At 63.1% G+C, this 22,022-nt stretch carries 22 protein-coding genes; 9 read left to right on the top strand and 13 right to left on the bottom strand.

The features are described from left to right. Positions 1-20: 20 nt before the first annotated feature. A complete protein-coding gene (locus tag B4N44_RS11545; RefSeq protein ID WP_296700909.1) occupies positions 21-2,522 on the top strand; it encodes a hypothetical protein in 2,502 nt (833 codons plus the stop codon). A 34-nt stretch (positions 2,523-2,556) separates the two neighbouring features. Here B4N44_RS11545 and fur read toward each other — a convergent pair whose 3' ends face one another. Then, the gene (fur, locus tag B4N44_RS11540; protein ID WP_296700907.1) at positions 2,557-2,979 is read right to left on the bottom strand and encodes a ferric iron uptake transcriptional regulator; all 423 of its coding nucleotides are present in this window, start codon (positions 2,977-2,979) and stop codon (positions 2,557-2,559) included. Positions 2,980-3,119: 140 nt separating this feature from the next. Here fur and B4N44_RS11535 point away from each other — a divergent pair, with 140 nt between their 5' ends. Then, a complete protein-coding gene (locus B4N44_RS11535; protein ID WP_296700905.1) occupies positions 3,120-3,611 on the top strand; it encodes an outer membrane protein assembly factor BamE in 492 nt (163 codons plus the stop codon). Positions 3,612-3,686: 75 nt separating this feature from the next. Here B4N44_RS11535 and B4N44_RS11530 read toward each other — a convergent pair whose 3' ends face one another. From B4N44_RS11530 to B4N44_RS11490, 9 genes are all read right to left on the bottom strand, one after another. Beyond that, positions 3,687-4,016: an RnfH family protein gene (locus B4N44_RS11530; RefSeq protein WP_296700903.1), complete on the bottom strand. Its 330-nt coding sequence runs from the start codon at positions 4,014-4,016 to the stop codon at positions 3,687-3,689. After that, the gene (locus B4N44_RS11525; protein ID WP_296700901.1) at positions 4,009-4,443 is read right to left on the bottom strand and encodes a type II toxin-antitoxin system RatA family toxin; all 435 of its coding nucleotides are present in this window, start codon (positions 4,441-4,443) and stop codon (positions 4,009-4,011) included. Before B4N44_RS11525 ends, B4N44_RS11530 begins: the two co-directional genes overlap by 8 nt. A 197-nt stretch (positions 4,444-4,640) precedes the next feature. After that, positions 4,641-6,026, bottom strand: a complete 1,386-nt coding sequence (locus tag B4N44_RS11520) for a sodium-dependent transporter (RefSeq protein ID WP_296700899.1) — start codon at positions 6,024-6,026, stop codon at positions 4,641-4,643. Next, positions 6,023-7,393 carry a phosphoglucosamine mutase gene (gene glmM, locus B4N44_RS11515; protein WP_296700897.1) on the bottom strand — a complete coding sequence of 457 codons (1,371 nt, stop codon included), beginning with the start codon at positions 7,391-7,393 and terminating at the stop codon, positions 6,023-6,025. Before glmM ends, B4N44_RS11520 begins: the two co-directional genes overlap by 4 nt. Positions 7,394-7,407: 14 nt before the next feature. Continuing rightward, positions 7,408-9,261, bottom strand: coding sequence for an ATP-dependent metallopeptidase FtsH/Yme1/Tma family protein (locus B4N44_RS11510; RefSeq protein ID WP_296700895.1), 1,854 nt, complete (start codon positions 9,259-9,261; stop codon positions 7,408-7,410). Positions 9,262-9,344: 83 nt separating this feature from the next. Further along, a complete protein-coding gene (gene rlmE, locus B4N44_RS11505; protein WP_296700893.1) occupies positions 9,345-9,965 on the bottom strand; it encodes a 23S rRNA (uridine(2552)-2'-O)-methyltransferase RlmE in 621 nt (206 codons plus the stop codon). Positions 9,966-9,968: 3 nt separating this feature from the next. Beyond that, a complete protein-coding gene (locus B4N44_RS11500) occupies positions 9,969-10,823 on the bottom strand; it encodes a hypothetical protein (protein ID WP_296700891.1) in 855 nt (284 codons plus the stop codon). Between the two features lie 213 nt (positions 10,824-11,036). After that, positions 11,037-11,405: a high-potential iron-sulfur protein gene (locus B4N44_RS11495; protein WP_296700889.1), complete on the bottom strand. Its 369-nt coding sequence runs from the start codon at positions 11,403-11,405 to the stop codon at positions 11,037-11,039. 127 nt (positions 11,406-11,532) lie between these two features. Further along, positions 11,533-11,997, bottom strand: a complete 465-nt coding sequence (locus B4N44_RS11490; protein ID WP_296700887.1) for a C40 family peptidase — start codon at positions 11,995-11,997, stop codon at positions 11,533-11,535. 314 nt (positions 11,998-12,311) lie between these two features. On the opposite strand from B4N44_RS11490, the gene B4N44_RS11485 reads away from it, so the two are divergent. From B4N44_RS11485 to infA, 6 genes are all read left to right on the top strand, one after another. Then, the gene (locus B4N44_RS11485; protein WP_296700885.1) at positions 12,312-13,568 is read left to right on the top strand and encodes a cation:proton antiporter; all 1,257 of its coding nucleotides are present in this window, start codon (positions 12,312-12,314) and stop codon (positions 13,566-13,568) included. A 334-nt stretch (positions 13,569-13,902) separates the two neighbouring features. Continuing rightward, on the top strand, positions 13,903-14,868 hold the full coding sequence (gene trxB / locus B4N44_RS11480) for a thioredoxin-disulfide reductase (protein ID WP_296700884.1): 966 nt from the start codon (positions 13,903-13,905) through the stop codon (positions 14,866-14,868). 82 nt (positions 14,869-14,950) lie between these two features. Beyond that, complete coding sequence (locus B4N44_RS11475) at positions 14,951-16,135, top strand: GNAT family N-acetyltransferase (protein WP_296700883.1); 1,185 nt, start codon at positions 14,951-14,953, stop codon at positions 16,133-16,135. Continuing rightward, positions 16,132-16,872 carry a leucyl/phenylalanyl-tRNA--protein transferase gene (gene aat / locus B4N44_RS11470; protein ID WP_296700881.1) on the top strand — a complete coding sequence of 247 codons (741 nt, stop codon included), beginning with the start codon at positions 16,132-16,134 and terminating at the stop codon, positions 16,870-16,872. The genes B4N44_RS11475 and aat overlap by 4 nt, the downstream gene beginning before the upstream one ends. Beyond that, positions 16,869-17,627 carry an arginyltransferase gene (locus B4N44_RS11465; protein ID WP_296700879.1) on the top strand — a complete coding sequence of 253 codons (759 nt, stop codon included), beginning with the start codon at positions 16,869-16,871 and terminating at the stop codon, positions 17,625-17,627. The genes aat and B4N44_RS11465 overlap by 4 nt, the downstream gene beginning before the upstream one ends. 123 nt (positions 17,628-17,750) lie before the next feature. Continuing rightward, positions 17,751-17,969: a translation initiation factor IF-1 gene (gene infA, locus B4N44_RS11460; protein WP_007193303.1), complete on the top strand. Its 219-nt coding sequence runs from the start codon at positions 17,751-17,753 to the stop codon at positions 17,967-17,969. A 212-nt stretch (positions 17,970-18,181) separates the two neighbouring features. Here infA and clpA read toward each other — a convergent pair whose 3' ends face one another. Together clpA and clpS are read right to left on the bottom strand one after the other, a co-directional pair. Next, the gene (gene clpA, locus B4N44_RS11455) at positions 18,182-20,443 is read right to left on the bottom strand and encodes an ATP-dependent Clp protease ATP-binding subunit ClpA (RefSeq protein ID WP_296700876.1); all 2,262 of its coding nucleotides are present in this window, start codon (positions 20,441-20,443) and stop codon (positions 18,182-18,184) included. A gap of 65 nt (positions 20,444-20,508) precedes the next feature. Further along, positions 20,509-20,832, bottom strand: coding sequence for an ATP-dependent Clp protease adapter ClpS (gene clpS / locus B4N44_RS11450; protein WP_093031007.1), 324 nt, complete (start codon positions 20,830-20,832; stop codon positions 20,509-20,511). Positions 20,833-21,124: 292 nt separating this feature from the next. On the opposite strand from clpS, the gene cspD reads away from it, so the two are divergent. After that, positions 21,125-21,331 (top strand): cold shock domain-containing protein CspD, encoded by a 207-nt coding sequence (gene cspD, locus B4N44_RS11445; RefSeq protein WP_007193300.1) that lies wholly within the window; start codon positions 21,125-21,127, stop codon positions 21,329-21,331. Positions 21,332-21,459: 128 nt separating this feature from the next. Here cspD and B4N44_RS11440 read toward each other — a convergent pair. After that, on the bottom strand, positions 21,460-22,022 hold a 563-nt coding region (locus B4N44_RS11440), incomplete at its 5' end, for an isocitrate/isopropylmalate family dehydrogenase (protein ID WP_296700871.1).

Raw genomic sequence — 22,022 nt, 5'->3', positions numbered from 1 at the left:
TCGTTTAGGAGACGTTCGCCATGAAAGCACCGCAGACAACGATTCTCTTGGGCTTCGCCGCACTGCTGATCGGGGCAATAAGCCATGCCACTTTCTCCGGCGCTTTCGATTCCGGGGCGGATCATGAGGACCTGCACCGGCGCGCAGCCGATCACGACATCTGGATGCGGGAGCGCCTGATGCCGGCCGGTGGGGTCATGTCCGGGCAGTTCACGGACGACACCTATGCGCAGGTCAAGAGTTACGGCGGCGAGCGGGATCCCACGATCTGGACCGGTGCCTATCTGGCCGCGCAGGCACTGCGTCTGCAGGCAACCGGCGCGGCCGATGCGGCCGATCAGGTCGCCGAGACGGTCAGGGTGCTGCACCGTTGGTGGCGAATCTCAGGCGATGCGGGCTATCTCGCCCGGTTCGCGGCGCCGGCCGATAGTCCGGAGGCCGTCTTGGCAACCCTGCCGGCCGGCGATCCGGAGGTGATTCGGGACGTTCCATACGAGGATGCACTCTGGCACTGGCGTGGCCGGGTCAGTCGCGATCAATACCAGGGCGTGCTGCTCGGCATGTCGCTCGCTTACGAGGCGACATCCGACCCGGGCATTCGTCAGCTCATCCGGGAAGATGTGGCCACCTTCGCCGAGCAGCTCATGCGGCGCGAGCGCAAGCGCGTGAAGGTCATCATCAACGGGGCGAGCAACTTCTCGACCACGCTCGAACTGGAGCATGCGGTCTACACCGACGACGAGACCCCGGACGGAATTCCGATTCTCAATATTCGCACCAACCCGTTCGAGGCGCAGGGCTCCGGGATGGTGGTGTTCTGGCCGAACCCGAGCGAGTTCGTGCGCCAGATCCCCGGCCTCGGATGGCTGCCCGATGTCCTCCTGCCGAGTCAGGCGATTCAGCTTGCCGCCACCTTTCGGGTTGCTCTGCAGGTGACCGCGGAGGTTCCGGGATACGAGGCGCGTCATGCGGCACTGCTGGCGCACTATGACGAGCAGGTCGAAAACTGGCTCGGGATCGCGGCGGGTTGGGAGAATACCAATCGATGCGGCGCCAGCTACCATGGGCTCAACGTCGCCTTTATGCCGATCTACAACTGGGTCAGGCTGGAGGATGACCCGGAGCGTCGCGCGCGACTGCAGAGCGATGTTCTGCGGGATGCGCTTTGGTCGGCTGTCGAGGACCACAAGAACGTCTTCTTCGGCTTTCTCTATGCTGCGCAAGCGTCGCCCGAGGACGCCGTCGAGGCACTGCTCGACGCGCATCTCGCCCAGCTCGCATTGTTCCCGAAAGCGCCGCAAACTGCCGAGCCGCTGGACGTGCGCTACAAGTACCCCGAAGATCCCGAATGTCCCGGCCTGTCGGCTATCGCCACCGATGTCGACGATCGCCCCGGCGCCACCTTCATTTGGGAGCGCCAGCCCTGGAAGCTCATGGATCCGGGGGCACCCGAGGTCGCCTTCGCGGGTGTCGACTATCTCTTGACTTACTGGCTCGGGCGTCAAGCCGGCTTCATCGAAGGAAGCGGACGCGTTTCGGTCACCCGGACGGGTACCGGTGGCGGGACCATAACCTCGAGTCCGACGGGCATCGACTGCGGCAGCACCTGCGAGGCCGACTTCGATCTCGGGTCAGAGATATTCCTTCAAGCCTTCGCCGATCCGGGCTCCGTTTGGACCGGCTGGTCCGGCGATCCATCCTGCCCCTATCTCCATTCGCTGGAGGGGGATACCGACTGCGTCGCGAACTTCGAGTCATTGCCGGGCGGGGAGACTCGGATCGAGGCGGCGGTGCTCCCTTATGCACGCGCGGTCGGTATCGGCGAGACCGCAACCGCCTACGCCAGTCTCATCAACAGCGGCGACAAGACGGCCAACGGCTGTTCGATCGCCCTGCCGGGCGGATTCCCCGCGACCTTCACCTATCAGACGACCGATTCCGAGAACGTTTTGATCGGCACGCCGGATACGCCCGCCGAGATCGCGCCGGGCGCGACGCAAGGGTTTGTCTTCGGCATCGCACCGAGCCGAGCCCTGGCGGCGACCGAGATTGCGCCTGTGTTCGACTGCACGAACACCGTGCCCGCGTTCAGCCACGCGGGACTCAATACCTTCATCCTCTCGGCGGCGACAACGGCACCGCCGGACCTGCTCGCGGTCGGCGTGACGCCGAGCGGGGACGGCGTGGTGCGACTGCCGAGTCGCGACGGCACCGGTTTCTTCGCTGCGGCCGCGGTCAACATCGGCAGTGCCGGGACGGTCAACGTCAGCGCGGACGACGGCGGGCGGGGCCTTCCGTTGAGCCTACGAGTATGTGAAACCAATGCTCAAGGCGAGTGGATTGTCTGCGGCAACAATCTGACCCGAACCCTTGCCGCAGGCCAAACGGTCTATTACACCGTCCTGGTTACCGGCACCGGCCAGCCGGTCGCGTTCGATCCAGCCATGAGCCGTCTGTTCCTGCGCATGCAGACGGCCGGCGTGACCGTCGGCGCCACGAACGTTGCGGTGACGACCCCTTAGCAAAGCCCGGGGTGATCGGTTTTGGCTGGGCCGATCACCGCTTCTTCGTCTTCTCGCACTCCGCGCAGATCCCGTAGATCACGAGGGAGTGATCTTCGATGCGGAAGTTGCGCTCCTCGGCAATCTTGGACTGGCGCTCCTCGATCATCGGGTCGCAAAACTCCACGACCTTGCCGCATTTGATGCAGACCAGATGGTCGTGGTGATCGCCGCTGTTGAGCTCGAAGACGGACTGGCCGGTTTCGAAGTGACGCCGGCACACAAGCCCCGCCCCCTCGAACTGGGTCAAGACGCGATAGACGGTCGCAAGCCCGATCTCCTCTCCATTATTGAGAAGCTCCTTGTAGACATCCTCGGCGCTCAGGTGGCGCTTGCCGCAGCTTTCGAGGACGGCAAGAATCGCGACCCGCGGTGCCGTGACCTTGAGACCTGCCTGTTTGATCTGCTCGATTTCCAAATCCCATCTCCCCGTCTAAGTCAAGCCGCGCACCGCGCGCGGGCATGCCCGATTCGTTTTCTGATTCGTCACCCCGATGATCAGATCCGGGCGCTGCTGTATCATGCCTGGGTTTAATGCAAATGCGCTGTTTTCAAGACATGCGAAAGCTGGTTTATATCTCGATTCTCGGCTGTCTGGTCGCGCTCGCCACGACCGGTTGCTCCCGTGACAAAAAGCCCGAAGAGTACCGGGGCTCTGTCCTGGAGGATCTCCCGTTTGTCTACAAGATGACGGTGCAACAAGGCAATATCATCACCGAAGAGATGGTTGATCGACTGGAGCTCGGGATGAACAAGCGCCAGGTTCAATTTTTGTTGGGGACGCCCTTGCTGACGGATTTCTTCCAGGCCGATCGCTGGGACTACACCTATACCATCCAGCGTGGGCACGATCCCATGCAGATCCGCTACCTGACACTGTACTTCCAAGACGAAAGCCTTGCGCGCATCGAGGGGGACATTCGCCCGAATCCGGCGCGCGCAGAGGCCAGAGCACCGCAGGAAATGGTCGTCACCGTGCCGGATTATCAGGAACGTAAAGGACTGATCAAGCGCGGTCTTGAAACGATCGGCTTGGAGCCGAAGGATTAGAAGCCCGCCGGCGAAGAAAGCGGGCCGATGGCAATGCGGCCCGGGGATACTGACCCGTCCAGGATGGGCTCCGGCTCAGGAACCGGCGCTGGGTTTGGCGTCCGCGCCGCCCTTGCGCATAGCCTTACCCTCTGCTGCCCGTCGCTTGCGTGCTTCCTTGGGATCGGCAATCAAGGGACGGTAGATCTCGACGCGGTCACCATCCTCCAGGCCCTGATCCAATTTGGCCGCTTTTCCGAAGATGCCGACTTGGTTGACCGCGAGATCGATCTCGGGGCATCTCGAGATCACCGCGGACTGCTCGATCGCCTCGCGTACCGTCGTCCCGATGCGCACCTCGAGCGGACGGAGTACCTGGTCGTTCGGACCGACATAGGCCACGGACACCTTCAGATAGTCAGTCACCGTAGACCTCTTCGGCGCGCCGACAAAAGGCGTCCACCAGAGTGTTCGCGATCTGGTGAAACACGGCCCCGAAGGCCTTGTCGATCAGATGCCCCGAGAACTCGAACTCCAACTCGAGCTCGACCTTGGAGGCATCCTCGCGCAAAGGGACGAAACGCCATCCGCCGACCAGTTTGCGGAACGGCCCGTCGAGCAGATCGATGTCCATCCGCCGGTCGCGCTCGAATCGGTTGCAGGTGCTGAAGGTCTGGCGAATCCCCATGCGGGCGACCTCGATCTGACCGCAGATCTTCCCATCGGTCTCCGAAATGACGCGCGTCTTGTCGCACCAAGGCAGAAATTTGGGGTAGGAGCCGACATCGTAGACGAGGTCGAACATCTGAGATGCCGAGTAAGGCACCAGCGCACTTTTTCTGACGATAGCCACAGCGAAACCGCGTCCAGAGTGAAAAACCGACGTTTAGACAGAGCCTGCGCCCTCGAGGGCATCCAAAGCCGTGTGCGCGACGCGGTTTAGAGAATGAAAAGATCCGGATGTCGTCGCTCGACAACCGTTGATCCAGGCAAACGGGTCTACCCGGAGCCGAGCCGAAAGAAACCCGTCGCAGGCGGTCTCCGCGCGCTTCATCCCAGCCGGATCCACGTCAACAGGCCGACGGCATTCAGCAGCACGATGCCGACGGCAATGGGGGCGATGTAACGAATCAGCAACCACCAGAGCCGGTAGAACCAGCCGTCTCCCATCTCCAACTCATCGACGGAGGAGGCCCGCGAGAGCATCCATCCGGCAAAGATCGCAATCAGGACGCCGCCCAAGGGCAGCATGATGTTCGCGGTCAGGAAGTCGAAGAGATCCAGGAAACCCTTGCCGAAGATCTTCACCTCGGACCAGGCGTTCAACGACAGCAGGCAGGCGATGCCGAGCAGCCAGACAGTCACGCCGCCCAGCACGGAGGCACGCACCCGGCTGAAGCTCAGATTCTCGACCAGCCAGGCCACCAGCGGCTCCAGGAGGGAGATCGCCGAAGTCCAGGCCGCGAACAGCAAGAGGACGAAGAACAGGGTCCCGAAGAAGGCACCGCCCGGCATGTCTCCGAAGGCGATCGGCAAGGTCTGGAAGATCAGACCGGGGCCGCTGTCCGGCGCCAGACCGTGGGCGAAGACGATAGGAAAGATCGCAAGGCCGGCCAACAGGGCGACCAGGGTATCCAGCCCGGCGATGATCATGGTGTTCTGTGCGATCGAGGAGTCGCGTTTCAGATAGGACCCGTAGATCATGATGGCACCCATCCCGAGACTCAGGCTGAAAAACGCCTGGCCCATCGCGCTGAGGATCGCCTCGCCCGCTTTGCCCTGAAACTCGGCAAAGTCAGGCTCGAAGAGATAGGTCACCGCTTGGTCGAAATTTCCGGCCTGCATGCCGTATCCGACCATGACCACGAGAAGCAGGAACAGCGCCGGCATGAGGATGCGCACGGCTTTCTCCAGCCCGCCGGCGACACCGCGCGCGACCACCAGCACCACCATGACCATGAAGATGGTGTGCCAGGCGAGCAGGCGCTCCGCATCGCCGATCAGGCCGGAGAACATCTCGCCGGCATCCGCGCCGTCGATGCCGGTGAACATGCCGGTCGCGGCACGGAACATGTACCCCATGGTCCAGCCCGCGATCACGCTGTAGAAGGAGAGGATGAGGAAACCCGCGAGAATCCCCATCCAGCCCAACAACTGCCAAGCAGGCGAGCGGCCCTCGGCGCGGGCCAGGGCGCGCATGGTGTTGATGGGACTGCGCCGACCGCGCCGACCGAGCATGATCTCGGCCATCATGATCGGAACGCCGATCAGAACGACGCAGAGCACATAGACCAACACGAAGGCCCCGCCGCCGTATTCGCCGGCGGTGTAGGGAAAGCGCCAGATATTGCCGAGACCCACGGCCGATCCGCTCGCCGCCAGGATAAAGGCGAGACGAGTCGACCACATTCCATGGATTGAGCTGGACGCGGTCAAGACGGCAGCCCGGCCGATGAGGGCGCGATCTGGGCGCGCACGACATCGGCCAGCCACTCGGCAAGACGCCGGACCTCGCTCGCGTCCACACCCTCGACCATGACCCGAACCAACGGCTCGGTCCCGGACGGGCGCAGCAGGATGCGCCCCCGGCCCGCGAGCGTCTGCTCTGCGGTCTGGACTGCATCCTGCACGGCGGGCAGCCCGACGATATCGCGCTGGGCGTCCAACCGGACATTGATCAGGATCTGGGGATAAGGCTCGACCTCGGCACAGATCTCATGCAGCCCTCGGTCGAGCCGTTTGAGTCCGGCCAGAACCTGGAGCGCCGCGACGATGCCGTCACCCGTACTGGTGCGGTCGCGACAGATGATGTGTCCGGAGGGCTCGCCGCCGAGGATGCCGTCCGAGCGCTTCAGATGTTCCATGATGTAGCGGTCGCCGACCTTGGCCCGCACGAATCCGACACCGAGACGCTGCAATGCATGCTCGAAGCCGAGGTTGCTCATCAGGGTGCCGACGACCTCGCCGCGCATCGCCCCGTCGGCAAGACGGTCCTTGGCGATCACATACAGGAGCCGATCGCCGTCGATCAGTTGCCCTTTGCCATCGACCATCAGCACACGGTCGCCGTCGCCGTCGAAGGCGATGCCCAGATCGGCGTCTTCCTGCAAGACCGCTCGGCACAAGGCCTCCGGGTGGGTGGAGCCGACATCGCGGTTGATATTGAAACCGTCCGGATCGGTACCGACGCGGATGACCTCGGCGCCGAGCTCCTCGAAGACATAGGGCGCCGTGTTGTAGGTCGCGCCATTGGCGCAATCGACCACGACCTTGAGACCGCGAAAGTTCATGCTCGTCGGAACGGTGCTCTTGCAGAACTCGATGTAGCGCCCGTTGGCGTCGTCGATCCGCTTCACCTTGCCGAGCGCGGCCGAGTCGACGGTGCGCAGAGGCCGCTCGAGTTCCGCCTCGATTGCTTCTTCGACGTCGTCCGGAAGCTTATCGCCATCGGCCGAGAAGAACTTGATGCCGTTGTCTTGATAGGGGTTATGCGATGCGGTGATGACGATACCGGCCGAGGCGCGAAAGGTCCTTGTGAGATAGGCCACACCGGGCGTGGTCATCGGCCCGAGCAGCCGGATGTTTGCCCCCGCCGCCACCAGGCCCGCCTCCAAGGCCGACTCGAACATGTAGCCCGAGATCCGCGTATCTTTTCCGATCAGAACCTTCCCGCCATTCCCGTTGCCTTGGCCGAAGACCCTTCCCGCCGCCCAACCGAGCTTCAGGACGAAGTCCGGAGTGATCATCCCCTCCCCGACGCGCCCGCGGATCCCGTCCGTCCCGAAATAACGACGTCCCGACATACCGACCTCCGCGCCTAGTGTTCGCTGGCAGGTCGTCCAAGCGTCCCGTCTTCGGAGTCCGACTCGGGATCCGCTTGTCGGGCACGATCGGAGCGACGCCCTGCCGGTCGACCGCCGGTTTCCTCGTCCTCCCAGTCGCTCGGTGGACGCGGCGGGCGACCGGACATGATGTCGTTGATCTGCTCGGCATCGATCGTCTCGTACTTCATCAGGGCAGCCGACATGTTATGGAGCTTGTCCATATTGGCAAGGAGCAGACCGCGGGCACGCTCGTAGTTGCGCTCGATCACGTTGCGGATCTCCTCGTCGATCAAATGCGTCGTCTCATCCGACACACTCTTGTGCTGGGTGACCGAGTGCCCGAGGAAGACCTCTTGCTCCTCCTCGCTGTAGGTCAGCGGACCCAGCTTGTCGGACAGGCCCCACTTGGTGACCATGTTGCGGGCGATCTCGGTCGCACGATGGATGTCGTTTTGCGCACCCGTCGTCACGCTTTCCGGGCCGAAGATCAGCTCCTCGGCCAAGCGTCCGCCGAAGAGGCTCGAGATGCTGCTCTCCAGACGCTGCTTGCTGTAGCTGAAGCGATCGTCCTCGGGCAGGAAGAGGGTCACGCCCAGTGCTCGGCCGCGCGGGATGATGCTGACCTTGTGTACCGGGTCATGGTCGGGCACCAGCCGACCGACGATCGCGTGGCCGGACTCGTGATAGGCGGTCAAACGCTTTTCGTCGTCCGACATCACCATGGAGCGACGCTCGGCGCCCATCATGATCTTGTCCTTCGCCTTTTCCATGTCGTCCATGTCGACCATTTTCTTATTCAACCGAGCGGCGAAGAGTGCCGCCTCGTTGACCAGGTTGGCGAGATCCGCGCCCGAGAACCCGGGCGTGCCGCGTGCGAGGACCGACGCCTTCACGTCCTCGGCCGCCGGGATCTTACGCATGTGCACCTTCAGGATCTGCTCGCGACCGCGCACGTCCGGGAGCGGGACGACCACCTGTCGATCGAACCGACCCGGGCGCAGCAATGCCGGATCCAGCACGTCGGGACGGTTGGTCGCCGCGATGACGATGACGCCCTCGTTGCCCTCGAAGCCGTCCATCTCCACCAGGAGCTGGTTCAGGGTCTGCTCGCGCTCGTCGTNNTTCTTGGCCTGCTCGAACATGTCGCGCACCCGCGAGGCGCCGACACCGACGAACATCTCCACGAAGTCCGAGCCCGAGATGGTGAAGAAGGGCACCTTCGCCTCGCCGGCGATCGCGCGGGCGAGCAGGGTCTTGCCGGTTCCGGGCGGACCGACCATGAGCACGCCCTTCGGGATTTTGCCGCCGAGCTTCTGGAACTTGCTCGGATCGCGCAGGAAATCGACCATCTCCGAGACCTCGTCCTTGGCCTCCTCGGCACCCGCGACATCCTGGAAGGTGACCTTGACCTGATCCTCCGAGAGCATCCGGGCGCGGCTCTTGCCGAAGGACATGGCGCCGCGACCGCCGGCACCGCCCTGCATCTGCCGCATGAAGAAGATCCAGATGCCGATGAGGATCAGGAGCGGGAACCAGTTGATTAGAACCTGCATGAGGACGGACTGTTTCTCCGGGGGCGCCGCTTTGATCACGACGTCGTGATTCAGGAGGTCGCCCACGAGCCCGTCGTCGCCTGGGCTGAAGGTGGTGAACCGCTGCCCGGAGCCGCTGATCCCCTCGATCGTGCGACCCTGGATCGTGACTTCCTTCACCTCTCCGCCACGGACCTGCTCGATAAAATCGGAATAGGTCAAAGTCCGCGGGGTCGTCGGCGCGGTGGTGAAATTGTTGAAGACGGACATCAGCACGACGGCGATGACCACCCAAAGAAGTATGTTTTTCGCCATGTCATTCACGGCTGCTTGCCCCTGCTGATGGTGGACCGACGCGATGATGTCGAGGTCGGACAATCGAAACTAGCACCGACGCCTCAAGGATGAAAGCCTTTGGCGACCAGGTAAAGCTCTCGGCTCTGGGATCGAGACGATTTTGGCTTACGACTGACCACTTTGGAGAAGCTCCGTCGCAGCTCGGTCAGGATCTCGTCGAAGCCCGTGCCTTGGAAGACTTTGACGACCAGAGACCCGCCGGGTTGCAGACGCGACCGCGCCAGATCCAAGGCCAATTCCACAAGGTACATCGAGCGCGGCTGATCCACGACCGTCATCCCGGTTATATTGGGGGCCATATCCGAGAGCACCAGATCGAGCGCCTCGCCGCCCAAGGTTTCGCAGAGTTGCTCGAACATCTCGGGCGCGCGAAAGTCACCCTGCAGGACGACGACGCCGGCCAGAGCATCCATCGGCAACAGATCGAGCGCAACGACACTGCCCCGCGGCCCGACGAGGCGCGCTGCGATCTGGGACCAACTGCCCGGAGCGGCTCCCAGATCCAGGACCCGCATGCCCGGGCGAAAGATCCGATCCTTCTCCTGGATCTCGAGCAGCTTGTAGGCGGCGCGCGAACGATACCCCTCGCGCTGCGCGCGCTTGACGTAGGGATCGCTGTGCTGCCGATCGAGCCATTTCCGGCTTGAGGCTGTTTTCGCCATGTCTTAAAGATCATGCACCCAGGAAAACCGGAAGAACTCGAGCAGCATGCCGGCGATCGCGCCGCCGAACAGACCCCCGAGGATGGCCATCGGAATGCGCTCGTGCATGGCCGCGCTTGCGGATTGCCACAACCCGGCCTCGACGTCGATCAGGGGGCCGATCATCATCCAAACGCTGCCGGCGGCCACACCCGCCAGTGTCGCCATGACCAAGGACTCGATGATGTAGCAGGGCCTTGACTCGCAATGCAGCCGACGCGACACCGACAGCCACCAGCGCACGGTCGACACATAGAGCACCCCGTTGACGCTCACGAGAAAGGCCAGGACCGCAAACGAGGAGAATGGATTCGGATGGAAGGGCTCGACGAAGGCCAGAAAACCGCCGCAGATCGCACCGGTCGCCAAGCCAGCCATGGTTTTCCCGGGGACATGTCTCGAGCAACGTTCGGGGAAGCTCACGGTCAGTCCGACCAGACCCGCGACGGCGGCCGCCACCACAACGAGATGCAAGACCGCCATCTGCTCGGCAAACAGCGTCAGAACGAGGACGCCGACCAGAACACCGATGCCCGTCGCGATCAGAGCCACCTCTCGCGCACCGTAGAGCGCAGCACCCACACCGCCCGCCAGGGCGGCAGCTGCGATGTAGGAGCCGTGGCCGAAGCCGAGGCCCTGGAACAACTCGGCGAGTCCCGTAAACAAGGGCGCATAGATCATCCCGATCAGGCCCCAGACGATGCCGCGCAGAATCGCAATGCGCCAGCTCGGGGTCGAGGCATCGGGAAACCGAGCTGCGCCGCGATAGGGTTGGGCAATCTCGGGGCTTGAGGACGAGGGTTGTTGCGAGAAGGGCATGAGGGTCACCGGCGAACGTCTTGGAAAGGTCTCGCTCTCAAAAATCAAAGCAAAAATCGGGCCCAGCGAAATCAGGCAGCTGATCCGGAGTCGGCAGGGTTGGCGTGCGGCACATGATCCCGGGGTGGGTTAAGCACCGAAGGTCGGCGATGCAACGAGAAACGGGGCCAAACGGCCCCGTTTCGGACGATCCGAGGAGACTGATCGAGGCGATCAGCCGGCCTTCAGGGTCCAGGACGCGCACCAGCCGTTGACGTTGATCAACTTGCCGGGGAACAGGCTGCAGCCATGCCACTCTTCGGTCGCACCGGCGACGTCGGGGAGGTGGAACTGGCAATTCTTGCAGAACTGCTCGTCGGCTGGCGCACCGGGACGGGCCGCAGCGGCACGGTCGGACTGGGTCGCATCGGCGTTGTACTTGAGCGCGACCGCGGTGGGATCGTTCGCAGCGACTGCGTTCGCAGGCACCTCGGCGCGCGCGGTGCCGAAGCCGACCAGATTGATGACCGGGATCGCGGCAGCGGTACCCAGCATCACCTTGACAGCGTCGCGACGGCTCGTGCTCATTGGCTTATCGGACATGGTTGTCAACTCCTTCGAGTGATTCATTGTGGTGACATCGACACCCCCGGTTGAACCGGAAGCTGTCGGGCATTGTGCTACATTGGTGCGAAAAACGCGAGGGGAAGGCCGCGCTCGATCGGGCGAATCAGTCGAGATAGGTCCCGGCCCCCAGATACCTGGCCTGCCAGTAAGGCGTCGCGAGCCGATCGAGCCGGACCTGTCGACGCGATGTCGATGCGTGGACAAAGCGTTCGTCGTCCACCATCAGACCCACGTGATGCTCCCCCGGCGCAATCCGAAAGAAGACGATATCGCCGGGACGAGGCTGACGGCCGGGAACCGGTGTTGCAGTGCGCAGCTGCTCGGTCGAGACACGCGGGATCTGCACGCCGGCGACATGGTGCGCGTAATAGGTCAGACCGCTGCAGTCGAGACCTTCGTCGGGGCTACTCCCCCCGTAGACGTACGGCGTTCCGACTTGGGATAACCCGGCCAGCACCACGTCGGCGCGCGGGCCGTCGAGGCCGTCACCGCGCTGGGTGGCGCAGCCCGCAAGGATCCCGGACACCAAGAGGGCGCAGAGGACGCAACCGTCTTGCCATGGCCTCATAATCAACACTCGGTCTATTTTGCAAGAGACTGTAAAATAAACTTTTAAACTGCCGATCGCAAGGTGTCAAGTGCGCTTTTCCGCCCGTCCCGCCAGCCCCGTCCCGCGCTCGCGGGGCGCCGTTGCGCGAACCGGGGCGACTGCCGATGCGTAACGGCGCGCCGAACCGACAAAGACACGGCATAATCGCACTGCGGCTGCGTGCCGAGGCCCGCCTCGGAACGAACCCGACCGCGCGGAGAGCAGGCAGCGGACCGCATAAGGCTCGATCGGAATCGACAACGACTCCGCCCAGCGAAACAAGGAACCAAACGATGCGGATCTTCGATGTTCTCGCCGTCCTGATCGGATTCTCGGCGCTCTTCAGTTGGCTGAACGATCGCTTTCTCAAGCTGCCCAACGCGATCGGACTGATGCTGATCGCCCTGGCGTTTTCACTGGTGCTCTTGCTGCCGTTTCCGTTCGCCCGGGCGCTGGAGCACGAGGTTCAACGCATGCTGGCCAGCATCGATTTCAGCAAGGCCCTGCTGGAGGGGATGTTGGGCTTTTTGCTCTTCGCCGGCGCTCTGCATGTGGATCTGCGGGAGCTCGCCAGACACAAGTGGGCGATTGCGATCCTTGCCTCGGCCAGCGTCATCGGAGCGACCGTCCTCATCGGCTGCGGAAGCTGGCTCTTGTTTTTCGCGCTCGGGATCGACATCCCGCTCATCTACTGCATGCTCCTGGGTGCGCTCATCTCGCCCACCGATCCGGTCGCGGTGCTCGGCATCCTGAAAAATGCAAACGCCCCGAAATCACTGGAGATGAAGATCACCGGCGAATCACTCTTCAACGACGGCGTGGCAGTCGTGGTCTTCATGCTGCTGGCAGGTCTCGCCGCGGGCGAGACGCCCCCGGCGTTCGGCGACGCCATGACGCTCTTCGCCACCGAGATCGTCGGAGGGCTGGCGTTCGGCTTCGTCATCGGCTGGATCGCGCTGTACATGATCAGCAAGACCGCCGACTATCAGGTTGAGATCATGGTGACCCTGGCACTGGCCATGAGCGGCTATGCCATCGCCGAGCATGCACACGTCTCGGCACCGATCGCCATCGTGGTCGCCGGCCTCATCATCGGCAGTCGAGGCCGCGCCATCGCCGTGACGGAGGCCACACGCTATCGATTGGACGACTTTTGGGAGTTGGTCGACGAAATCCTCAACGCCGTCTTATTCGTGATCATCGGATTGGAGGTCTTGGCGATCAGCATGAACGGGCAATTCATGCTGGCCGGTCTCCTCGCGATCCCCTTGGTGCTGCTCGCGCGACTGGCCAGTGTCGGTCTGCCCTTCCACCTGCTGCGCCGCCATCGCAAGTTCGAACCCGGCTTTCTTTCGATCCTGACCTGGGGCGGTTTGCGGGGCGGGATCTCGGTCGCTCTGGCCCTGTCGCTGCCGGAGGGCGAGACGCGCGATCTGATCCTGAGCGTGACCTACATCATCGTGGTCTTCTCCGTGCTGGTGCAGGGCCTGACCCTGGGGCCTTTGGTCCGCCGCGTGACCGCGCGTGCCGAGGGGGAAAAAAACCCGTGAACACCGCGCGCGGACGGCACGGCGGTGCAGGGGTGTCACGCAGGACCTCGAGCGTCGCATCGCCGAGCATGGACCGCGAATCCCGACCGGACTCGAGGCGTCGCCCGACCCGAAAACAACGCGCAACTCAAACGCGTCGAGAGCGAAATGCGTCATTTTCATTTTGCGTTTGGCTTTGGAGATGTCCTCGCTCTCGGTGAGACGCGGTTTGGATTTAATCTTTTTGACGACTGAAACCGCGCCGGCTCCGACAATCGTCGGAGCCGGCGCGGCCAAGCCACTCCGACACATGATGCATACCGCACCGGGCGCGGTTTAACTGGAGAATCGAGATATGAGCGAAACCAAGCACTGCCGGCTCTTGATCCTGGGATCCGGCCCCGCCGGCTACACGGCGGCCGTCTACGCCGCACGCGCCAACCTGAGCCCGGTCCTGGTCACAGGTCTGGAGCAAGGCGGGCAGCTGATGACGACGACGGACGTCGACAACTGGGCAGGCGACCCCGACGGCGTTCAGGGACCGGACCTGATGGAGCGGATGCGGCGTCACGCCGAGCGCTTCGAGACCGAGATCATCTTCGACCACATCAACGCGGTCGATCTGCAGACCCGTCCCTTCAAGCTGACCGGCGACTCGGCCGTCTACAGCTGCGATGCACTCATCATCGCCACGGGTGCGAGCGCCATGTATCTCGGCCTGCCCTCGGAGGAGACCTTCCGCGGTCGCGGGGTGTCGGCCTGCGCCACCTGCGACGGTTTCTTCTATCGCAACCAGAAGGTCGCCGTGATCGGCGGGGGAAACACCGCGGTCGAAGAGGCGCTGTATCTGTCGAACATCGCCTCCGAAGTCATTCTGGTGCATCGACGCGACGCGCTTCGCGCGGAGAAGATCCTGCAGAAGCATCTGTTTGAGAAGGCCGAGCACGGCAACGTCAAGATCGCCTGGAGCCACACGCTCGACGAGATCCTCGGCGACGCGACCGGCGTCACCGGCATGCGCATCAAGAGCACGCTGGACGGGTCCACACAGGATATCGATCTGCAAGGCGTCTTCATCGCGATCGGTCACAAGCCCAACACCCAGATCTTCGACGGGCAGCTCGAGATGGCCGGCGGCTACATCAAGGTCCACAGCGGCATCGACGGCAATGCGACAGCCACCTCCGTGCCGGGCGTCTTTGCCGCAGGCGATGTGATGGACCACGTTTATCGTCAGGCAATCACCTCCGCCGGAACCGGCTGCATGGCCGCGCTGGATGCGGAGAAGTATCTGGACGCCTTGGCCGCCGGGGACAAATAGCGCGACCGAGCCCCTGACGCCTTGGGCACCGATCGGGCGCCCTCATGTGGCTGATACCGGCCCGGCCATCCGATCGATGCCCATGTACAGACTGACGACCCACTCGGCGATTGCCCACATCCCCGCGGATCAATGGAACCGCCTCGCCGGGGACGACAGCCCTTTCCTACGGCATGAGTTCCTCGATGCCATGGAACGTCACGGCTGCGTCGGCGAGACGCTCGGTTGGTTGCCGCGGCATCTCGCGCTGCACGACGCGCAGGGACACCTGGTCGCGGCCGCGCCCTGCTACCTGAAGTTCAATTCATACGGGGAGTTCGTCTTCGACTGGAGCTGGGCGGACGCCTGCCGGCGCAAAGGGCTTCAGTACTATCCGAAACTGGTGATCGCCTCGCCCTACACCCCCGCCACGGGACCGCGTCTCCTGACCGGGGATTCGCCCGCGCGCCGAGAGCACGCACGCGCACTGATTCAGGGCGCGATCCGGGTGGCCGAGGAGGCGGGAGTCTCCTCGATGCATTGGCTCTTCACGGCGGACGACGAGCAGGCACTCCTCAAGGGTCAGGGCCTGCTCGGACGCGTCGGCTGTCAATTTCACTGGCGCAACCGGGACTACAGCTCGTTCGACGATTATCTCGCGACCTTTACGGCCGAAAAGCGCAAAAAGGTCAAACGCGAGCGGCGCCGCGTCATCGAATCCGGCGTACGGATTCGACGCATCCCGGGCAACGCGGTCACGGAGGCGGAATGGGCCACCTTCCATCGGCTCTATTGCGACACCTTCGACAAGCGCGGCGGGATCCCGACCTTCTCGCTGCCCTTCTTCCAGGCCATCGGCGAGACGATGGGCGAGAGTCTCCTGCTGGTGCTGGCCGAGTACGGCAACGACATCGTGGCCGCAGCATTCGACCTGGTCGGCGCACGCTCGCTTTACGGACGCCATTGGGGATGCTTTCAGGACTTCCACAGCCTGCATTTCGAGGCCTGCTACTATCAGGGCCTGGACTATTGCATCGAGAAGGGCCTGACCCGCTTCGAGCCGGGAGCGCAAGGCGAGCACAAGGTCAGCCGCGGCTTCCTGCCGACCCCGACCTGGTCGGCGCATTGGATCGCCGACCCCGCTTTCCGCGACGCCATCGCACGCTTCGTGACCCTCGAGGCCGAGGGTATGGACGACTACATCGCCGAGATGCAGGCCCACAGCCCCTACCGCCGAGACGGCGGTCCTGCTGGCGTTTCGGCATCGCCCGGACGCGACTCGACATGATTCCGCAACTGCATCCGCACGACAGATCCGCATTCCCGGATGTTCGCCACGCCCTGCGCGCGCCCAACGGCCTGCTGGCGTTCGGCGGCGATCTGTCCCCGGAGCGTCTGGAGAGCGCGTACCGACGCGGGATCTTTCCCTGGTTCAGCGATGGCGACCCCATCCTCTGGTGGTCCCCGGACCCGCGCACCGTGCTCTTTCCGCAGTCCTTGAAGGTACCGCGCAGTCTGCGAAAACGGCTGCGCAAGCAAACCTTCCGCGTCACCATGGACCGTGACTTCGGCGCGGTCATTCGCGGCTGCGCGGCACCGCGGGACGCGCACGGCGGGACCTGGATCCTTCCGGAGATGGTGATGGCCTACGAGACGCTGCATCGACGCGGGATCGCGCATTCGGTCGAGGTTTGGCAGGACGGCGAGCTGGTCGGCGGCCTGTACGGCGTTGCCGTCGGCGGCGCCTTCTTCGGAGAATCCATGTTCAGCCGGGCGACCGACGCATCGAAGGTCGCACTCGTGCATCTGTGCGAGTGCCTGACGCGCTGGGGGTTCGGCCTGATCGACTGTCAGATGCGCACCGAGCATCTGATCCACTTGGGCGCCGTGGAGATCCCGCGCGACGAGCTGGTGCACCGATTGGATCGACTCTGTCGGCAACCCGTGCCCGAGACCTCCGGTCGACACTGGGACGACGGACTCGAACACCTGCCCCCTCTCGACGGCAACGCGGAGACACTATGAATGCCGTGGACGGCCCCCTTGCCGGGCGCCACCTCGCCCTCTATTTGACCGGCGAGCACAACTGCTCCTACCTGCCGGGGCATCGGGCGCGCACCCTCTTCGTCGACCCCACCGCCAGCATCGACGGCGCGACCTATCAAGCATTGGTCGATCAGGGTTTCCGCCGCAGCGGCGCGCATGTTTACCGACCGGCCTGTCTCGGCTGTGCAGCCTGCGTGCCGGTGCGCGTGCCGGTTGCGGATTTCGTCCCGGACCGCTCGCAACGTCGCAACTGGCGGCGTAACTCGGCTGAGCTGAACCTCCTCGACACCCCGGCGGCCTTCAAGCCGAGCCATTTCGACATCTACAGACGTTACCTGAGGGCGCGCCATCCCGAAGGCGGTATGGCGGACGATGCATCCGAAGACAGTTACCGCCGTTTCCTGGTCGAGCGCTGGGGCGGATCGACCCGCTTCATCGAGCTGCGGCTCGGCGAGCGATTGGTGGGCGTGGCGGTGACGGACGTCATCGAGCATGGGCTCTCCGCCGTCTACACCTTCTTCGATCCGGCTGATTCGGAACGCTCGCCTGGGACCTTCGCGATCCTGGCGCAGATCGAAGCGGCTCGACGCCTCGGCGTACCCTATCTCTATCTGGGCTATTGGCTTCGGGACTCGGCGAAGATGCGGTATAAAGAGCGTTTCCGCCCGATCGAGGCATGGGACGGTCAGACGTGGGTCAGGTTCGAGCGCACTCGACCCTTGGACTTCGGTTAAGACCCGTCGGGCAATCGGCTCGGCACGATACGATCGCTGCTGCCCCGCTGGGGCGTTCAACCTATGGTACACTTCCGGAGCTTCATAGCCCGGATCCGATCACGCATTACAACATACAAAACTATGTCAAAAGACGACGTTATCCAAATGGAAGGCACGGTCACCGAAACCCTGCCGAACACTGTATTCAGGGTCGAGCTGGAGAACGGTCACACCGTGACGGCTCATATCTCCGGCAAGATGCGAAAGCACTATATCCGTATCCTCACGGGCGATAAGGTCACCGTCGAGCTGACCCCCTACGACCTCACCAAAGGCCGCATCGTGTATCGAGCGCGATAGGCCAGGTCGAAACGAAAAGTACTCCGAGACGCAGGGGAGAGGTTCCCCGGATACGCGCGACGCAGGCAGCGACGCCGGCGTCATCGGCCGACGGCCATCGCAGGGAAGACGACAAGCACCCCTTCAGGGTTTTGCGCGCCGACCGACATTCCTTTGCCGGCGACGCGATGATGGCTCGAAGCGCAGGGCGATGCCTGTCGCTCGAGCGCTGCTCATAGCGATCGCGGCTCGCCGTTGATCTCGAATGCGAGCGCTCCACCCTCCACATGGATGCGCACGCTGCCGCCGGTGACCAGTTCGCCGAAAAGAAGCTCGTTGGCCAAGGGCTTCTTGATGTGGTTCTGGATAACACGGGCCATCGGGCGCGCGCCCATCTTCGGGTCGTAGCCCTTGCTCGCCAGCCAGGTACGGGCGTCGGCATCGATCGTGAGACTCACCTTCTTCTCTTCGAGCTGCTGCTCGAGCTCGAACACGAACTTGTCCACCACGCTGCGAATCGTCTGCTCGCTCAATGACCCGAACTGCACGACCGCGTCGAGCCGATTGCGGAACTCGGGCGTGAAGTAGCGCTTGAGCGCCTCGATACCGTCGGTCGAATGATCCTGCTCGGTGAAGCCGATCGATCGGCGCGCGGTTTCTTCCGCCCCCGCGTTGGTCGTCATGACCAGGACCACGTTGCGGAAGTCCGCCTTGCGGCCATTGTTGTCGGTCAGTGTCCCGTGGTCCATCACCTGCAGGAGCAGATTGAAGACGTCAGGGTGGGCCTTCTCGATCTCGTCGAGCAACAAGACCGCATGCGGATGCTTGTTGACCTCTTCGGTCAGCAGTCCGCCTTGGTCGAAGCCGACATATCCGGGCGGCGCGCCGATGAGACGCGAGACCGTGTGTCGCTCCATGTATTCGGACATGTCGAAGCGCAAAAGCTCCATCCCCAGGATACGCGCCAACTGACGTGTCACCTCGGTCTTGCCGACGCCCGTGGGTCCGGTGAACAGGAACGAGCCGATCGGCTTCTCCTCGGTCCCCAAACCGGAGCGGTTCATGCGGATGGAGGCCGTCAAGGCATCGATCGCCGCGTCTTGCCCGTAGACGACCATCTTGAGATCGCGATCCAGGTTCTTGAGCGACTCGGTGTCCGAGGCCGAGACCTTTTTCGAGGGGATACGCGCCATCTTCGCAACGATCGCCTCGACATCGCCGACATCGATACGCTTCTTGCGCTTCGCCGGACTCTTGAGCTGGACGTGTGCGCCGGCCTCGTCGATGACGTCGATCGCCTTGTCCGGGAGATGACGATCGTTGATGTAGCGGTTCGACAATTCCGCGGCAGCACGCAAGGCCGGGTTGGTGTAAGTGACCTGATGGTGCTCCTCGAACCGGCTCTTGAGGCCCTTGAGGATCTCGAAGGTCTCCTCCACCGAGGGCTCCTCGACATCGATCTTCTGGAAGCGACGCGCAAGCGCTCGGTCTTTCTCGAAGATCCCGCGATATTCCTGGTAGGTCGTCGAGCCGATGCACCGCAGGTCGCCGGACGCCAGCACGGGCTTGATCAGATTCGAGGCATCCATGACCCCGCCCGAGGCGGATCCGGCACCGATGATGGTATGGATCTCGTCGATGAAGAGGATCGCGTGGCGCTGGCGTTTGAGCTGCGCGAGCACCGCCTTGAGGCGCTTCTCGAAGTCACCCCGGTATTTGGTGCCGGCCACCAGGCCGCCGAGATCCAATGAATAAATCACGGCGTCGCTCAGAATCTCCGGGACCTCGCCGTCGACGATCTTCTTCGCCAGACCTTCGGCGATCGCGGTCTTGCCCACGCCCGCCTCGCCGACGAACAGCGGATTGTTCTTCCGCCGCCTGCAGAGGATCTGAACGGTGCGCTCCACCTCGGCCGCGCGACCGATCAAGGGGTCGATCCGCCCTAGACGCGCCATCTCGTTGAGGTTCGTCGCAAAGCTCTCGAGCGGACTGCTGCCCTCCTTCTCTTCCCCGCGCGGCTCGTCGATCTCGCCGGGCGCCTCGTCGTCCTGACTCTCCCCGGGCACCTTGGAGATCCCGTGCGAGATGTAGTTGACGACATCCAGGCGAGTCACATCCTGCTGATTGAGCAGATAGACGGCTTGCGAGTCCTGCTCGCTGAAGAGCGCCACGAGGACGTTTGCCCCGGTGACCTCTTTCTTGCCGGCGGACTGCACATGGAAGACGGCTCGCTGCAGGACGCGCTGGAAACCGAGCGTCGGCTGCGTGTCGCGATCTTCGCTGGCCGGGATCAGCGGGGTCGTTTCGTCGATGAAGGCGGTGATCTCGCGGCGCAGCTTCTCGGAGTCCGTACCGCAGGCCTTGAGAACCTTCGCGGCGGTCGGGTTATCCAGAAGCGACAGCAGCATATGCTCGACCGTCATGTACTCGTGATGCTTCACGCGCGCCTCCTTGAAGGCCCGGTTCAGCGTAAATTCAAGTTCTTTGCTCAGCATTGGCCTAATCCAAGCAGGGTTGACGAAACGGTGTGAGCCGCTGCAGCGACCAGGTGTGTCGGTCTCTAAGCCTCCTCCATCGTGCAGAGCAAGGGGTGGTGGTGACTGCGTGCAAAGTCGTTCACCTGCGACACCTTGGTTTCGGCGATATCTTTGGTGAAAACGCCGCACACCCCTCGACCTCGAGTATGCACGTGCAGCATGATTTGGGTAGCTTTCTCGCGATTCATTGCGAAAAAGGTCTCCAGCACCTGCACCACGAACTCCATCGGGGTGTAATCATCGTTCAGCAGTAGGACCTTGAAAAGAGGCGGCCGTCGAAGCTTGGGTTTCGCCTCCTGTACGGTCAGCCCTGATTCGCGTTCCTCGCTCGGAAGGTCGTCACTCATGATTGGGGATTCTAGGAAAATTTTGGAGGCTTGCGATGTCGATCGCACGGTTTGGCATCGCTTCGAGTCCGGGTTGAGTCGTGACGCCTGCGTTCGGATTCCGACCGGGCCGACCCGTGACGAGGACCGACTCGGAGCGCCCCGGCGGATGTCGGTTTGACCCCCGAAATCACCTTACTATACTACGCAGTTATGGCGCGGTTCCGAGGTTTCAAGGCACCCGTCAGACATCGACAACGACAACAACAACGACCACCAACGCGAGACCTGCAACTCCTGGAGGAGCCCTGAAATGATTACCGGTGTTGTCAAGTGGTTCAATAACGCCAAGGGCTACGGGTTCGTGCAGCCCGATGGCCGCGACGAGGACGTCTTCGTCCACTTCTCGGCCATCGACATGGATGGCTACAAGACCTTGCGCGAGGGACAAAAAGTCCAGTTCGAGATCAGTCAGGGGCCGAAGGGCCTCCATGCGGCCAATGTGCACCGCGTCAGTTGATCGCCGTGGGCTGAGCGCTCGCGATCGTCCGTCCCGGGAGGCGACTTTACGCTGACTTCCGCCGACAGCCGGGGGCGGAATTTGCATTCCGCGCCCCGTTCTTTTCGAAGATCAGAAGCCCTCGCCCGTCAATCCATCCGCGCGATCACCGCGTCTCCGAAACCCGAACAGCTCAGTTTCGTCGCCCCGTCCATGAGTCTATCGAGATCGTAGGTCACGGTCTTGGCCGCAATCGCACCTTCAACACCCTTGATGATGAGGTCGGCCGCCTCCGTCCAACCCATGTGGCGAAGCATCATTTCGGCGGACAGGATCAGCGAGCTTGGGTTCACCTGATCCTTCCCGGCATATTTCGGCGCGGTCCCGTGCGTGGCCTCGAACATGGCGACGGTGTCGGACAAATTCGCCCCCGGCGCCATCCCGATGCCGCCGACCTGTGCGGCCAAGGCATCCGAGATGTAATCGCCGTTGAGGTTGAGTGTCGCGATCACGTCGTAATCCTTCGGGCGCAACAGGATCTGCTGCAGGAAGGCATCGGCGATCACGTCCTTCACCACGATCTCCTTGCCGGTTTTCGGATTCTTGAAGCTGCACCAGGGTCCGCCGCCGATCTCCTCGGCACCGAACTCGGACTTCGCCAGATCGTACCCCCACTGCTTGAAGGCACCCTCGGTGAACTTCATGATGTTGC

Source organism: Thiocapsa sp. UBA6158, from assembly GCF_002423035.1.
Lineage (GTDB): Bacteria > Pseudomonadota > Gammaproteobacteria > Chromatiales > Chromatiaceae > Thiocapsa.
This window is presented reverse-complemented; position numbering and strand designations above follow the sequence as displayed.